At 68.4% G+C, this 15,262-nt stretch carries 14 protein-coding genes; 7 read left to right on the top strand and 7 right to left on the bottom strand.

Annotation, left to right across the window (positions count from 1 at the left end):
- Window positions 1-10: 10 nt before the first annotated feature.
- The 6 genes from ACN20J_RS02535 to ACN20J_RS02560 all read right to left on the bottom strand — a co-directional run bounded on the left by ACN20J_RS02535 (window position 11) and on the right by ACN20J_RS02560 (window position 7,056).
- On the bottom strand, window positions 11-985 hold the full coding sequence (locus ACN20J_RS02535) for a ketoacyl-ACP synthase III (protein ID WP_189844324.1): 975 nt from the start codon (window positions 983-985) through the stop codon (window positions 11-13).
- A 90-nt stretch (window positions 986-1,075) separates the two neighbouring features.
- Entirely contained in the window at window positions 1,076-1,846 is a 771-nt protein-coding gene (locus ACN20J_RS02540) for an SDR family NAD(P)-dependent oxidoreductase (protein WP_361996470.1), read from the bottom strand.
- A 69-nt stretch (window positions 1,847-1,915) separates the two neighbouring features.
- Window positions 1,916-2,947, bottom strand: a complete 1,032-nt coding sequence (locus ACN20J_RS02545) for a 3-oxoacyl-ACP synthase III family protein (RefSeq protein WP_419665063.1) — start codon at window positions 2,945-2,947, stop codon at window positions 1,916-1,918.
- A 20-nt stretch (window positions 2,948-2,967) separates the two neighbouring features.
- Window positions 2,968-3,927: a ketoacyl-ACP synthase III gene (locus ACN20J_RS02550; RefSeq protein ID WP_419665064.1), complete on the bottom strand. Its 960-nt coding sequence runs from the start codon at window positions 3,925-3,927 to the stop codon at window positions 2,968-2,970.
- A 10-nt stretch (window positions 3,928-3,937) separates the two neighbouring features.
- Window positions 3,938-5,704, bottom strand: a complete 1,767-nt coding sequence (locus tag ACN20J_RS02555) for a CoA-transferase (RefSeq protein ID WP_419665065.1) — start codon at window positions 5,702-5,704, stop codon at window positions 3,938-3,940.
- Window positions 5,705-5,742: 38 nt separating this feature from the next.
- Window positions 5,743-7,056, bottom strand: a complete 1,314-nt coding sequence (locus ACN20J_RS02560) for a beta-ketoacyl-[acyl-carrier-protein] synthase family protein (RefSeq protein WP_361917793.1) — start codon at window positions 7,054-7,056, stop codon at window positions 5,743-5,745.
- 210 nt (window positions 7,057-7,266) lie between these two features.
- Here ACN20J_RS02560 and ACN20J_RS02565 point away from each other — a divergent pair, with 210 nt between their 5' ends.
- The 6 genes from ACN20J_RS02565 (at window position 7,267) to ACN20J_RS02590 (ending at window position 13,766) form a co-directional block, all read left to right on the top strand.
- A complete protein-coding gene (locus tag ACN20J_RS02565) occupies window positions 7,267-8,586 on the top strand; it encodes a beta-ketoacyl synthase N-terminal-like domain-containing protein (protein WP_419665066.1) in 1,320 nt (439 codons plus the stop codon).
- Between the two features lie 11 nt (window positions 8,587-8,597).
- The gene (locus ACN20J_RS02570; protein ID WP_361917787.1) at window positions 8,598-9,671 is read left to right on the top strand and encodes a beta-ketoacyl-ACP synthase III; all 1,074 of its coding nucleotides are present in this window, start codon (window positions 8,598-8,600) and stop codon (window positions 9,669-9,671) included.
- Window positions 9,672-9,763: 92 nt separating this feature from the next.
- A complete protein-coding gene (locus ACN20J_RS02575) occupies window positions 9,764-9,997 on the top strand; it encodes an acyl carrier protein (RefSeq protein ID WP_259334057.1) in 234 nt (77 codons plus the stop codon).
- Between the two features lie 1,056 nt (window positions 9,998-11,053).
- Entirely contained in the window at window positions 11,054-12,016 is a 963-nt protein-coding gene (locus ACN20J_RS02580) for a hypothetical protein (protein WP_419665067.1), read from the top strand.
- Window positions 12,017-12,289: 273 nt separating this feature from the next.
- Window positions 12,290-12,886, top strand: a complete 597-nt coding sequence (locus ACN20J_RS02585) for an ALF repeat-containing protein (protein ID WP_361917780.1) — start codon at window positions 12,290-12,292, stop codon at window positions 12,884-12,886.
- A 214-nt stretch (window positions 12,887-13,100) separates the two neighbouring features.
- Entirely contained in the window at window positions 13,101-13,766 is a 666-nt protein-coding gene (locus tag ACN20J_RS02590; protein ID WP_419665068.1) for a class I SAM-dependent DNA methyltransferase, read from the top strand.
- Window positions 13,767-13,859: 93 nt separating this feature from the next.
- Here the strand turns inward: ACN20J_RS02590 and ACN20J_RS02595 are convergent, their stop codons facing one another.
- Complete coding sequence (locus tag ACN20J_RS02595; protein ID WP_419665069.1) at window positions 13,860-14,723, bottom strand: NAD(P)H-binding protein; 864 nt, start codon at window positions 14,721-14,723, stop codon at window positions 13,860-13,862.
- A 72-nt stretch (window positions 14,724-14,795) separates the two neighbouring features.
- On the opposite strand from ACN20J_RS02595, the gene ACN20J_RS02600 reads away from it, so the two are divergent.
- Window positions 14,796-15,206, top strand: a complete 411-nt coding sequence (locus ACN20J_RS02600; RefSeq protein ID WP_419665070.1) for a winged helix-turn-helix transcriptional regulator — start codon at window positions 14,796-14,798, stop codon at window positions 15,204-15,206.
- The last annotated feature ends 56 nt before the right edge of the window (window positions 15,207-15,262 follow it).

The following is a 15,262-nucleotide window of genomic DNA, read 5'->3' on the forward strand; positions in this document are numbered from 1 at the left end:
TCCCTCCCGCTCAGATCCGGTAGAGGAGGCTGCCCCAGCACCAGACCCCGCCGCCGATGGAGGGAGAGAGCACGAGATCGCCGGGCTTGACGACGCCTCGTTCCCGCAGCTCCGACACGGTGGTGGGGATGGAGGCGCTGGAGACGTTGCCCCGGAAGGCGAGGTTGGTCAGGACGCGCTCGGGGTCGGCGCCGAGCTTGTGCTGAATGCCCCTGGCCAGCGGCTCGGTTCCGGAGTGCGGGATGAGCCAGTCGATGTCGGCGAGCGTGAGTTTGTTGCGCTCCAGGACCTCCTCGACGGCGTCCCGGATATGGCCCAGGGCTACCTCGTTGAGATCGGGGTGGCTCCTGACCCAGCCCTGCTCGCCGCCGGCCGCGGACATGTGGGCGAGACTTCCGTCGGTGTGGAAGACCGAGTCGATGAGGCCGGGCTCGGCGCCGGGGGACGATTCGAGGACGACCGCGCCGGCACCGTCCGAGACGAGCATCGCGCCCTTGGACCCCGGCCGTACGCGCCGGGTCACCCGCTCTGTGGCGGCCACGAGCGCCTTGCGGTATCCGGTGGGCGAGGTGAGAAACGCCGCCGCGGTGTGCACCGCCTGGATGAACCCGGCGCAGGAACCCGCCACTTCGAACGCCATGGAGCCCTTCATGCCGAGCTCCGCCGCTGTCAGCGCCCCCACCTCGTCGACGTAGTTGCGGTCCGTCCAGTGGCTGACGATGACCAGGTCGATGTCGTCGGCGGACGTTCCCGCGTCCGCCAGGGCCTGTCGGGCGGCCTGGGCGGCCATGAACACGGGTGTCTCGTCGTCGCCCGCCCTGTACCGGGTGTGTACGCCGACCCCTCCGATGACCCTGTCCTCGACGACGCTCGTCGTCGCCTGCTCGGACCCGTGATTTCGGATTTCCTCGACCGGGAAATAGTGCCCGAATCCGGTGAATCGTATTCCAGCTTCTTCCCAGATACCGTGGTGACCTGTCGTCATGGTGGAAAAGCTAGTAGTGCGAACACGCGTGGACATCCGACCGCCAGTACTCGATGGGGAGTTTCCCTGGGTACTCGAGGTACTCGTAATTCACGGAACCCAGCCGGGCGGCCCTCCGCCGTCGATCCGTATCACCGACCCTGTCAGATACGGGCTTTCCGCGGCGAAGCACACCGCGTCGGCTATCTCTTCTTCCATCCCCCACCGGCCGAGCGGCACGAAGCGCTGGAGCCCCTCCATGTAGCGGGCATGGCGTGGAAAGGTGGAGGTCTTCTCACGCAGTGCTTCGCCGTCCATCACGCCGGGCGCGACGGCGGACACCCGGATCCCGTACTGGCCCAACTCGTAGGACCAGGTACGGGTCAGCGCCTCCACCCCCGCCTTGGCCGCGGTGTAGGCGGACTGCCCGTAGGCGCCCACCGCGAGCCCCGAGGACACGTTGACGATCGCTCCCGGCACCTCGTGCCGGATCATCGCGGCGGCGGCCTCACGGCCGACCAGGAACACCCCCGTCAGGCAGAGCCGCACGGTGCGCTCCCACTCCTCCAGCGGATGGGTGACGAGTTCGTCGCTTTGCTGACCTCGGCGCTTCTTGACCAGCAGGCGGGAGAGGTTACCGCCCGCGTTGTTCACGCACAGGTGCAGCGGCCGCGTCGCCGTGAGGTCGGCGAACAGCTCCCGTACGGACTCCTCCGAGGTGACGTCCGCCCGTATCGCGCGCAGCTCCAGGCATTCGGCCTCGGCCATGGCCTGCACCTTCTCCAGGCGTCCCTCGTCGAGGCCGATCACCGTGGTGCGCCACCCCTCAGCGGCCAGCCGCCGGGCCACGGTCAGGCCGAGGCCGCGGGTGCCACCGGTCACCAGAGCGTTCCTGGATTCGGACAACGCACAACACCTCTCGTTCTCTGCCGTCGTATGCCGTACGGATATTCATCGGTACCGGAACACCATGGCGCCCCAGCTGAGACCGCGCCCGATGCTTACGCCGAGCAGCAGGTCTCCGGGTTTAACCGTCCCGTTGTGCACGTTCTCGGAAAGGGCACTCGGCATTCCGACACTCGAAGTGTTGCCCCGCTCGGGCAGGTTCAGGAGCATGCGCTCACGTGGAATGCCAAGTCGGTCCGCCATGGGATAGAGGAGGTTGGTGTTCGCCTGGTGGGGAACACACCAGGCGATCTGCTCCGGGGAGATCCCATTGCGTTTCAGGACTGTCTGGCCGGCTTCGACGAGCATGTCCGGAGTGACTTCGGAGAGGATTCCGCCACGCATCACCATCTTGTCGTTCTCGTCGATGTCGAAGGCGTCGTAGTAGCGGCCGTCGGCCCGGAGGACCGCGTCGACGATGCCGCTGCCATCGGGCGCGGCCTCGCCGCTCGCGGTGGTCTCCCCGCGTTGCCAGACGGCGGCGGCCGCACCGGCGCCGAAGAGCGCCGAGTTCTTGAACCCGAAGTTGAGGATGGCCCGAGGGCTCTCCGCGCACACCACCAGGACGGTCCGCACGTCCATCGAGGCCAGCAGCCCGCGGGCCATGACGCTGGCGTACAGGAACCCGGCGCAGGCGACGGCCGTGACGTCGAAGCAGAACGCATCGCGCGCGCCCAGCTGCTTCTGCAGGGGCAGCGAGATGTCCATGTAGTTGTTGCCGATCGAGGACGGGTTGACGCGGGGGCGCGCGGTGGCACTGGTGCCGATGACGACGTCCACGTCGGACACGTCGATCCCGGCGTCCTCCAGCGCCTGGTGCGCCGCCCGCGCACCCATCTCCACGAACCTCTCGTCCGGCCCCGCCCAGTGGCGGGCCCGTACGCCGGTGTGTTCCCGTATCCAGGTGTCGTCCACGTCGAGGCCGGGCAGCTGGGCGAAGTGCGCGTTGGTGACCGGTTCACCGGGAAAGTAGTGCCCGACACCGGTCAGCACCACCGGAGGGCCGGCTGCGGAGCGCGGCGACTCTGCTTCGGACATGGGCGTTGGTCCCTCTCTTGTCACAGTTGGTAGAGCAGGGCGCCCGAGTACCAGCCGGCCCCCGCGGCCGGCGACAGGATCATGTCGCCCTTCCGGAGCGTTCCGGACTCGGTGTACTCGGAGAGCGCGCTCGGGATCGTCGCGCTCGTCGTCTGGCCCCGCGTGCGGAAGTTGGTGAGGACGCGGTCGGGGTCGGCGCCGATGCGTTGCACGAGCTTCTCGCTGATCCGTACGGATCCCGGGTGCGGCACGACCCAGTCGACGTCCCCGATGGTCATCCCGTTGCGCCGCAGCACCTGGTCCGTGGCCTCGCCCGCGGTCTCTGAGGCGACGTCGGCGATCGTGGGCAGGCTGACCGTCCAGCCGTTGCTGCCACGGGCCTTGGAGACGCCCGCATGTTCGCCGTAGCTGAGAACCACGGAGTCCCGCAGTCTGGAGTCGTCGGGCGGTCCCGCCTCCAGTACGGCGGCACCCGCTCCGTCGCCGCCGACGTACGACCCTCGCCGCCCCGGCTTGAGCCGCTGGGAGAACTGGTCGGAACAGATCACCAGCGCGCGCCGCCAGTTGTGAGAGGTGAGCAGCGAAGCGGCGGTCTGGACACTGTGCACGAAGCCGACACACGCGGTGCACACATCAAAGGCCAGGGCCTGCCCGGCACCGAGCCGCAGCGCGATCCGTGGTCCGTCCTCGGGGGCGTAGCGGCGCTGGGACCACGACGAGAAGACGACCAGGTCGAGGTCCTTCGCGTCCATCCCCGCGTTGCGCAGCGCCCGCTGCCCGGCCTCCACCGCCATGTACGGGACGGTCTCGGTCTCGTCGGACAGGTGGCGCCGCTCCACTCCGAGAGCGGGACCCAGCACGGCGGCCTCCGCCTCCGGCGCGGGCGGCAGGTCGGCCGGGATCTCTTCGCAGTGCTGTGGGAAGTAGTGGCCGAAGCCCCGGAACGAGATCCCTCGTCCCACCCAGATACCTCCGGTCATGCCGCGCTCCTCACCTGTAGAAACCCTGCGGATCGAGACCTCGTAGCCAGGCGATCTCCTCGTCGGTGATCGCCGGTTCCGGCAGCCACCCCTCGGTGTGGACGGGCCAGCCGGTCAGGGACGCCACGGCTTCGCCGGGTGTCGTGGGGCCGTCGTCGAGCGGAAGCCAGGTGGTGAGGCGGAACGGTTCGTCAACGCTGTCCCGGCTGAACCGCCCGAAGTGACCGGCCACTTCGCGTACCCGTTCGCCGGGACTGGTGACATAGGCGACGCGGGGGACGAACTTGCGCCGGGAGGCGGTGGAGAGCACGAGGCAGTCCGTACTGGAGGCGATGTCGTTCGCGCCCCCGGACCCGGTCAGCCAGCGGCCGTCGGCCAGCAGGCTCGTGTTGATGTTCCCCCTGGCGTCGATCTCTCCGGCTGCCAGGACGCCCAGGCAGCGACGGTTGGCCGACACCATGCCGCCCAGGATCTCGGGGATGCCCGCGAGCAGTTGGGAGCGCGTCGCGTGCAGCTGGCTGAAGAGGAAGACGTCGCCGGGCTCGGGATCCGTGCCGTAGAAGCCGAGTTCGGCACAGACCGGCACCTCGATGCCCCGCCGCCGGAGCATGCCGGCGGACAGCCAGGCAGCGAGGTGCGAGACGCCGATGCCCGCGAGAAGTGTGTCGTACCGGCCCTGGGTGACGCGCTCGGCGATCGCGCGGGCGCCCAGGATGATGGTCCGCTCCTGACGGGTGACGGGATCGCGGGGCAGTGGCCGGGTGCGGGCCGGGGTGCCGGTGTGGAAGGGCGGCTGGGGCTGCTCGACGGGCGAGGTCATGTTCCGCGGGGCGAGCGGCTGTTCGGCGAGTTTCAGCTCCTCGCGCCGAGCCGTGCCCAGCCTCGCCACGTACTCCGCGTGGCCGGCGGGCTCCTCCACCCACTCGCGGAACCACTCCTTGGCGCCCTCCTCGGTGGCCAGGCACTCGACCATCTCGGTGAGGAACGTGTAGTCGTCGCGGTAGCCGGTCACCTCCCCGGTGGCGAGGCCGCGCAGGGACTGGGGGTGCGCGCCGAGCGGCGCCTCGCACAGCGCGATCACCCGCTGCCCGGGGATGACGACCTGCTCGGGCCGCGCGTCGACGAACTCGTCGGGGACGATGCGCTCCACCGAGGCCAGTACGCCCTTCTCGGCCGCGTATGCGCCCCAGGCGCCCTCACCGGCGGGCGGAACCAGGATGATGTTGCCGCGCCGGTCCGCGCAGGCGCCATGCACCAGGGTCAGGTCCGGACGAAGGCTCTCCACCAGCCCGAGCGGCCGGTCCGTGCCCGCGGGATCGGGCAGCCGGGCGAAGCTATGGCCCTTTCCCTTCTCCAGGTCGCTGCCGACGAGTGAGGCGGTCACCGTGTACGGAAGTCCCATCGCACCGGCCATCAGCCGCTGGGTGAAGCTGAGCAGGGACCACAGCTCGCACGTGAACGGGATGTCGCGGGCCAGATCGCGGTAGAGCGGGTTGGGACGCGGCGTCGGGTAGGTGTCGCCGAGGAAGCAGGTGATCAGGTGCCTGATGGCCCCTGACATGGTCAGTGCGTGGAGGGAGGTGTGCGTCGCCGAGGTACTGATCGTGAAGTCGCCGCGGCCCCCGAACTGCCGCGCCAGCGCGTAGACCATGGCGTTGGGCCGCGCCATGGTCATCGCCAGATGCAGATGAGAGCCGGGAGACACGTACCGCGCCACCAGGGCGTCGACGTCTGCCACGAGAGCGGGACGCCCGGCGGCGCCGTTGTCCGTGCTCATGTCCCTCCTCGGAGGATCCGTGGTGAACTCCGGTCCGTTCACGCCGCGCCCATCACGAGCGCCGAGGTCTGGCTGCCGATGGCGAAGGCCAGGGACACCGCGAGGCCGACGTCGGTCTCCCGCGGCCCGTCGCCGACGTGGTCGTGATCGCATTCCGGATCGGGCACGGAGTCGGCGTAGTTGGCGGTCGCACACAGACACTGGTGGTGCAGCGCCAGGGCGGTGGCCGCCGCGTTGACCAGCCCGGCACCCCCCAGCAGATGCCCGTAGACCGGCTTGACCGAGCTGAGCGGTGGCCAGGAGGAGCGCGGTCGGCCGGCATACAGGGCGCCGAGCATCCGGCTCTCGGCCAGGTCGTTCTTCGGAGTCGCGGTGCCGTGACCGCAGAACCAGTCGACGTCCTGCGCAACGCGTCCCGCGTCGGCGAGCGCCTCGCGGACGACCGACGCCGTGACTTCGCCGCTCATGTCCATGCCGAAGGGATGGCTCGCCTCGTTGCGTGCCCGGTGCGAGAGGACGCGTGCGTAACCCGTGGCTCCACGGGCCTCGGCACGGCTCTCGCGTTCCAGGCACAGCGCGACCGCTCCCTCGCCGAACACGAAGCCCTCCCGGTCACGGGTGTACGGACGCACCGCACGGGAGGGGTCGCTCGACTCGGCCGACAGCACGCCGTCGCCCATCGCCTTGAAGGACTTGAACACCAGGGGTGTCAGGGGGAATTCGTAGCCCAGCACGATCACGGCGTCCGCGCTGCCCGCGCGGATCAGCTCCGCGGCGAATCCGATGGCGTGCTGGCCGCCGACGCAGGCACTGCTCAGAGTGGTGACGAGCCCTTGCACGTCGCCGTAGATGGCGGACAACGTGGCCGGTGAACCGGGCATGCCCCGGAGTATGGCGCCGCTGTCGTCGAAGTGCCGGGGGCGGTCCGCCCGTTCCGCGTCGCCGCTCTCGTCCAGCACGCCGCTGATCCACTCCAGCGGGCCGCGTGAGGAGGAGGCGATGAGTGAAAGGCGGCGGGGGTCGATGTCCCCACGGACGAGCCCCGCGTCGCGGCGCGCCTCCTCCACGGCCGACATGGCCGCGAGCGCGTCTCGCGTGTACCGGCCCGCGAACTTCTCGCTCAGCTCCGGCAGGAACTTGCGGTGGTCGAAGTCGCGCAACTCGCCGGCCATCCGCAGTCCGGTCCGCTCCGGCTCGCAGCGCGTCAGAAATCCGATCCTCGAATTTCCGTCCCGTACGTCCTGCCAGAATTCCTTGACATTCGTCGCGCCGGGGAGCATGACACCAATACCCGTGACGAGCACGGATTCCTCACGACCCCACCGTCCGGTGTTTTCATCCAGCACAGCCATAGCATGAAACTAACCGGCCGACGAACACGTCACATCCGACCCCCGGTACCCGCTGGCATTCCAGCCAGGTACTCGAAGTACTTTCAGATCCACGAAGTACCGCCGATACCTGTATTCCGTTCAACCAGGTACCGGCAGCCGGTTCCACCAGCCTCGCTCCTCCTCGTATGTTCGTCAGACGGTGCCGAATCATCACGAGCAGGGAGCTTCATGGAAGACCTTCGGAAGACCCCCGGGCGGGACACTCTGGTCACCGGTATGGGATTCGCGCTGCCGGGTCCCGGAGGCCTGTGCGCGACTCCCGCCGAATTCTGGGAGACCATTTCCACTGGCGCCTGCCATGTCGAAAAGGATGGCGTCTTCTTCGGGCAGGTACGCACCGACATCGCGGATGTTCGGGAGCGCTATCCGGAACTCCCCGCCAAGATTCTCAACCTCTACTCCCCCGTTCAGCTGTACGGCCTGATCTCCATGGCCGAGGCCTGCACCGACGCGGGCCTCGACTGGCGGGCCGGCCAGCTGTCGGAAGCGGCGATCCTGGCCGCCCGCGACGGCGGCGACTGCTGGTCGACGCAGTACGCCGACATCCTCAACACGGACCGCAACAAGGCCACCAGGGAGGAGATCAACGAGCTGGGCACCCGGCTCGCCCTCACCGGCATCCCGATGGACGTGGCGAACGTCCAGGTGGCGTTGGTCGCCGGGACCGGCCCCAACTTCACCGTGTCCAACGGTTGTACGTCCTCCGCGGTACTGCTCGGCATGGCACACCGCATGATCGCGGCAGGCGAGGTGGACATCGCGGTGGTCACCGGCGCGGACGTGTTCGGCCTGGATTTCCTCCAGCACTATGCCGATCTGCTCGACCGTTACGGCGAGTTGGGCGAGGAGGCGGGAGAAACCGTCGACGCCATGGAGGACGCCGCACTCGCGATGACGGAACAGATGCGCCCCTACGACCGGAACACACCGGGCTCCAACATGGGCAACGGCTCGATCACTCTCGTGGTGGAGAGCCGGGACCACGCCGAGCGGCGAGGGGCCACCCCGTACGCCCGGATGCTGTCGCAGCGCACCCGGCGCAGTCCGCAGCACAGCGCGTTCGCGATCGACCGGTCGGGGACCGGCATGGTGCAGGCGTCCCGCGACGCCATGGCAGGACTGGTCGAGGCGGACCAGATCGACTACGTGAACGGCGGAGCCGAAGGCGATCGCGTGTTCCACGAGACCGAGTCGAACATCGTGGGCCGGCTCTTCGGGGACCGCGCTGCCCGCATGCCGGTCACCGTGCAGGAGGCCTGCTTCGGTCACAACGGCGGGCCGCTGGGCAACCTCGGCGTGGCCGCCTCGTCCCTCATGATCCAGCGTGACGAGGTGTGCCCGACGGCCGGCTGCCTGGACCCGGCGGACGAGTGCCACTTCGACCCCGTGCCGGGCACCGCGACCCGGCCGATGCGCGTCGACCACGCGCTCTCCTTCAACTACACCGTCGGCATGGTCAGCAGCGCGATCCTGCTGGGGAAGGCGTGAGGGACGGACACATGAACACCACCGACCAGGACGACGTGACCGCCGCGCAGCCCACCGTCCGGCAGGCACGCACGGCAGTGCTCGCCGGGATCTCCGGCTGGGTACCGCCCCACACGGTGACCAACGCCGATCTGTCCGCGCGCATAGACACGTCGGACGAGTGGATCCGTTCCCGCACGGGCATCTCCCAACGGCACCGGGTCGAGCCGGGGCTGGCCACCCGTGAACTGGCCACCGAGGCGGGAAGGCTGGCTCTCAAGTCGGCCGCCTGCGACCAGGTCGACGCGGTCATTCTGGCGACGACCACACCTGACCGGGTCTGCCCCGGCACCGCCCCGGAGGTCGCGGCCGAACTGGGCCTCGGGCCGGTCGCCGCACACGACCTCTCCGCGGTCTGTGCCGGATTCCTGTACGCCCTGGCGAACGCGGTCGGTTCGATAGCCGCGGGCCTGGCCGACCGCGTGCTCATCATCGGGGCCGAGACCTTCTCCACCATCGTCGACCCCATGGACCGAGGCACGGCGATCATCTTCGGCGACGCCGCCGGCGCCGCCGTCGTGCGTGCCGGGGATCCGGACGAGCCCGGCGCGATCGGACCGATACGGCTCGGCAGCGACGGTACGCGAAGCGACCTGATCCAGGTCCCTGCCGGTGGCGCACGGCAGCGGTCCGCCGGCACGGAGCCTGACCCCAGCGAGTACTACCTGCGGATGCAGGGCCGCAAGGTCTACCGGCATGCCAAGGAACGCATGGTGGAGGCGTCCCGCGAGGTGCTGGAGCTCTCCGGCTGGCGGGTCGGTGACGTCGACCGCTTCGCGACCCATCAGGCCAACGCTCGCATCAGCGAGGCCGTCGCCGAGGAACTGAGCGTGCCGCGCGACCGGGTCCTGTCGAACATCGAGCACGTGGGCAACACGTCCGCCGCGTCACTGCCCCTGCTGCTGGCCGACGCCGCGTCAGCCGGGCAACTCCGCCCCCACGACCGGCTCCTGCTCGCGGCGTTCGGCGCCGGGCTGGTCTGGGGGGCGGCAACGCTGACCTGGCCGGACATCACGGCATTGTCCGTGCACACGTATCGCGACTGAGCTCGTTCCGACTCGTTCCGACTCGTTCCGACTCCTTTCGATTCGTTCCGAGCGTCCCCGAACTCGCCCTGCCGCAATGCCCATTCGGAGGAATGATGTTTGAGAAAGTCAAGTCCATCCTCACCGCAGGTTTCCAGGTCCCGGCCGATCAGATCGCTCCGGACTCCACGCTCGACGACTTAGGCCTCGACTCCCTGGCGACAGTCGAGTTCGCCCTCGCCCTGGAGAAGGACCTCGGCGTGGAGATCTCGGACGACGAGGTGGCCGATCTGGAACGCCTCGACAAGATCACGGCTCTGATCGAGCGCCGCCTACAGGTCACCTGAACCTGCGAACACCGTGCGGCAGTTCGCGCCGGGCGGGTGGCTTCGTGCGGGACCGGCGGCGTCTCGTAGTCGCACACCAGGCGACGAGCGAGCCGACCGCCAGTGAGGGGAACTTCCCTCGGATCCAGGTGGCCCCACTGTCGGCACCGCCGCCGTGCGCTCACGTCAGGCGCATGGAGGAGTTCAGCGTGCGCCACTGCTCAATGTCACCGCGGACAAGGCCTGTGGCAACCGGCCCTGCCGTGAGTACTTTCGACGCCAGCGCATCCGGCACACGATCCCGGAGAAGACCGAGAGCCAGGCTGCCCGCCTGCGCAAAGGTTCACGCGGAGGGCGACCACACGGCTTCGACGAGGGCCGCTACAAGAAGCGCAACGCCGGGGAGCGGGCCATCAACAGCTCAAGAACCACAAAGCGGTGGCGACCCACTGCAACAAGCGCGGGTACGTCTTCCTCGGCACCGTCACCGCAGCCGCCCCCGTCACCTGGCTCCGCACGTGACCGCGTGCCACGACCTCAACTCACCAATGCGCCAGGCGCCAACACCAAGCCGGCTGCTGCGAGGAAGTCCTCAAGGCTGATGACACCGCTACCAGTGCCGTCGTCCCATTCGACCAGGAGTCCCGAGAGGCCCCCGTTCCAGGAGTCCGGCGTGTCGATATCAGGGCCGGGATGCCACTCGACGCAGCCTTCACCATGCCGGTATCGGAGATACAAGTACTGGCCGTCTGCCCTCCAGGCATCCCACTGCGACGGGCAAGCGGAACAAGTCTGCACAACCCGCACCAGCTTCCGGCCCCCGTCTGCATCCATCCGATGATGGTCGCGCACCAGCAAAACCCGTGCAATCGACTTCAGACCGTCGTCACAGCCGCCTCAAGAATCGGCCAGACGCCCTCCCCCCCGGGGCCCGGCAGGTCCTGAGCCCGTACGTATCAGCGGCCGTACGTACGGGGATCCGGCGGATAGCGCCCTCCTCACCGGGATACGCTCGCGCCCTTGCCTGATCAACTTCCTGTTCCGAGCTTTCTGTTCCGACCTTCTTCCGGGGGAATCATGGGGATGTCCGTATGCCGGTCCGTGTCGCGGAGAGCGGCGAGTGCGGCCCTCGGGTTCGTGCTGCTCGGCGGAGGGGCCGGGGCCTGCGGTACGGGTGCCGGGAGTGGTTCCGGCGGGTCCGCGCAGGCGCCGGTCCTTACGCCCGCCGAGGCCGTGGCCAAGGCCGCGGAGGACTCCGCCGACATCACGTCCCTCCGCTACCGGATCACCGGATCCGTGCCGGACCGGGGCCGGTTGACCGTCGACGCGGCCATGAGCAGGGCACCGCTGGCCATGGACATGGAACTGACCACGGCGGACCAGCGCGCGAAAGGCCCGCTGAACATCCGGTTCGCCGGTAAAGCGCTGTACGTCGACGGCAGCGCGCTCGACACCCAGAAGTTGGGCAGGTTGGCGAAGCTGGACACACAGGAGCTGAACGGCAAGAGCTGGCTCCGGATCAAGCCGGCGGGCTGGGGGCTCGTCTCCGTGGACAACCAGTCCTACGGTCTGCTGCCCCGTCAGGTCGAGGGCAGCCCGATCGTCCAGTCCACGCTGCTGACCGGCTCCAAGAACGCTAAGAAGATCGGGGCCGAGACGATCGACGGCGCCCGCACCACGCACTACCGGGGAACGGTCACCTTCGACGGATTGCGGGCCGCCCAAGAGGCTGCAACCGACAAGGCGGGCCGGGAGCGCCAGACCAACAGCCTCGACCAGTTCATAGCACTGGGGCTCGACAAGAACTTCATCATGGATCTGTGGATCGACAACGACGGGCGCACCAGGCAGTTCCGTATGCGGGGCGCTACCTACAAGGCGCCCGTCAACGCCGACGGAGAACCGTTCAGGCTGGTCGTCGGAGATCCCATCGACATGACCGTCACCTTCCTCCGGATCAATGAGCCGGTCACCATCAAAACCCCGTCCGCCGGGGACACCGCCGACCTGGACGCGCTGCTGGACACGCAGACCGGCTGAGCCCGTTCCAGGCACAGCCGTCAGCCTGGGCCCATCAAGGCAGTGAACACCCGCTCCCAGGTTCCGTCAGCGGCCCTGATCCGCAGCCGGTTGCAGACACCTCGCAAGTTGCCGTATTTCGTTCGACTGATCGAATCGAAACTGCCTGGTGGCAGGCGGTCGGCAATGAAGAACCAGTGAAGACTGCGTGATCCGGGCAGAGACCCGGCCCAGCTCTCCTTGGGAGAATGCCGCCGCTGCACTCCGCGACTACGACACAAGGTGGTTCTCTCCGTGAGACTGACCCGCGCGACCCTCGCTGTCGCCGCAGGCGCCCTCGCTCCGGCCCTGCTGCTCTCCACTCCGTCCTTGGCCGGCGCCGCGACACCGTCGCCTGCCGCCGTGGCCGCAGCGGACGCGGGCTCCCCCTACGACGAGATGGACGCGGACGACCTGCGCATCGCGATCCTCCGCATCCTGGCCGACCCCGACAGCGGCAAGCGAGTGACCCGAGAGGCCAACGAGCTCCTCGACGACGGCACCGTGGAGGAGATGCGCGCCTGGCTCGAAACCGGCTACCGCCTCGCTCAGGCCGAGGACGACGGCGTCGCCATCGCCAGGATCCTGGCCGATCCCGACAGTGGCAAGGCCGTCGTCCGTGAGGCCAACAAGGCCCTCGACGACGGCAGCCCCGAGGTCGTACGCGAATTCCTCGAATCCGGCCTGCGTCTCGCTCAGGCCGAGGACGACCGTGTAGCCATCGCGCGGATCCTGGCCGATCCCGACATCAGCGACGCCCTGCGCGCGGCGGCGAACGCGGCCCTGGACGACAACACCCCGGAAGCGCTGCGCTACTTCCTTGAGGTCGGCCAGTACGAGGTCGACAGCTAGGGTCTGTCGCTCGAATCGAGCCAGATCAAGGATCGGGGAGCGGGGTCCGGTACGTGAGCTGCAAGGTGGAGGAGCACGTCGGCGCGGAGTGTTGGGGCTGACGACTACGCCACCGAAGTGCGTGCCAGGCCCCCCCAACCCCGGCATGATCCAAACGACAGGATCCGGCCGTCGTTCGAAGTCACCTCATGCTGCTGTTGCGTAGCCTGCCGGCGTGGGAATCGAACCGAACACTGATGGCTGGTTGGAAGACACTCGGGCGTCCTACGACACCGTCGCCGCCAGCTACGCGGACCAGTTGCGCAACCTGCTGGATGAAACGCCTCATGAGCGCGAGTTCCTGGCACTGTTCGCCGAGCAGGTGCGCACCAGGGGCGGGGGCCAGGTGGCGGACGTGGGATGCGGGCCGGGGAGGATTACGACCCACCTACGTGACCTGGGCGTGGACGCGTTCGGGATCGACCTGTCGCCCGGGATGATCGAGGTGGCTCGCCGCGATCACCCCGGACTCCGGTTCGAGCTCGGCTCGATGACCGACCTCGACCTTGCCGATGACTCGATGGCCGGCCTCGTCGCCTGGTACTCGCTGATCCACGTGCCCGACGACGAGATCGGCTCAGTCTTCGCACACTTCAAGCGAGTGGTCCGGCCTGGTGGCCCCCTGCTGCTCGGTTTCCACGTCGGTGATGAGTCGCAGCTGAAGACGCAGGGCTATGGCGGTCACCCGATGAAGCTCTACGTCCATCGTCGACAGCACAGCCACATGGCTGCCTGGCTCGACGAAGCCGGCTTCACCGTCGAGGCGCACAGGACTCTCACCTCAGCAGAGAGCACACTCGGGGGAATCGTTCTCGCACGCCGCCAGCCCGATACCCAGTAGGCCATGGACCGTTCAACGACCCAGTGGTGTCTTCCAAGTTGCGCGGCCGGGGCTCGATCCGTCGATGTGGGCGGAGGCACTTCGGCACCAGGCTCAGCTGACCAACTCGGCACGGTGCGCCGCGAAATGGTCGGTGACAGTGGTGGCCGGCCGACCGGTGAGCCGTTGAACCGCGTGGGTGGTGACGTCGTACCAGCCATCGCGTTTGGCGATGCCTGCGGCGCTCCAGGCGTGAGCGAAGTGCTCCGGGAACCCCTGGTCCAGGAGCCGCTGGGGGTGTTCGGCGTCGGCGACCTCCTCGTAGCGCACGCGGCGGCCGGTGGCCTCGGTCAGCGCGGCCGCGACATCTGCGTCGGTCACGGCCTCGGGCCCGGTGACTTCGAGGATCTCTCCCTGGCTGCCGCCCTCGGCCAGGACGGCGGCGGCCACTGCGGCGCTGTCGTCGCGGGTGATGTGGCCAATGCGTCCGTCCCGGCTGTTGCTGGGCAGGACTCCGGTGGCCACGGCCCGCGGGGCCACCCCGACCAGGGTCAGCATCTCAACCCATACGTTGAAGCGCAGCACCGTAAAGGGCAATCCGGATTCCGCCAGCAGCCGTTCGGTGGCCCCGTAGTCGGGGACAAGGGGATTGGGGTGGCCCGGGTCGCCGGCGCGAGTGATGGAGGTGAAGAGGACGTGGCCCACGCCCGCCTTCGCGGCGGCGTCGATCGCTCGAGTGTGCTTGGGCAGTCGGTCGTCGGTGCCGATGCTGATGATCAGCAGCCGTTCCACACCATCGAGGGCCCGGGTCAGCGCGTTCGGTTCGTCGAAGTCGGCATGGCGAGTGCGCACACCCAGGTCGGCGCTCTTGTCCGGGGTACGGGACAACGCCAAAACGCGGGCGGCGTCGGTGCGTTGGATGAGATGACGGACGGTTGAGCTGCCCAGATTCCCCGAGGCTCCGCTTACTGCGATCAAGAGAGGCTCCCCTGCTGTATGTGTAGCCTGATGATTAGTGATGGCGCGTCGGTCTCGTAAGAAGGCACATTGATGTCACCCCTCCACGAAGCTTCGGCAGAGGAACCCGTCGTCGGCGTCGCGGTGCCGGTCACGGTCGATGATCACGAGAGGTGTCCGGCGACGGCCGTGTTGCGCCGGATCGGTGACAAGTGGAGCCCGGTACTGCTGTCGCTTCTGGCGGAGCGCAGTTACGGCTTCAATGAGCTCGACCGGTCGGTCCAGGGCCTGAGCCGCCGCATGCTGGTTCGCACTCTGCGGTCGCTGGAGCGCGAAGGACTCATCAGCCGGACCCTGCATCCCGGCAAACCTCCACGCGCCGAGTACGCCCTGACCGACCTGGGCCGTTCGCTACGAGAACTGCTGACCACGCTCGGACAATGGGCAGTCGCCCACGAGGACGATGTGCTGACCGCACGCGCCCGCTACGACGCCACATACTGACCAACTCAACACGTAGTTGGCCCGCTGCCCGGCAGACGACGACCAGCTCGCCCCAA

This window comes from Streptomyces sp. 2-1, assembly GCF_048564895.1.
Classification (GTDB): domain Bacteria; phylum Actinomycetota; class Actinomycetes; order Streptomycetales; family Streptomycetaceae; genus Streptomyces; species Streptomyces phaeochromogenes.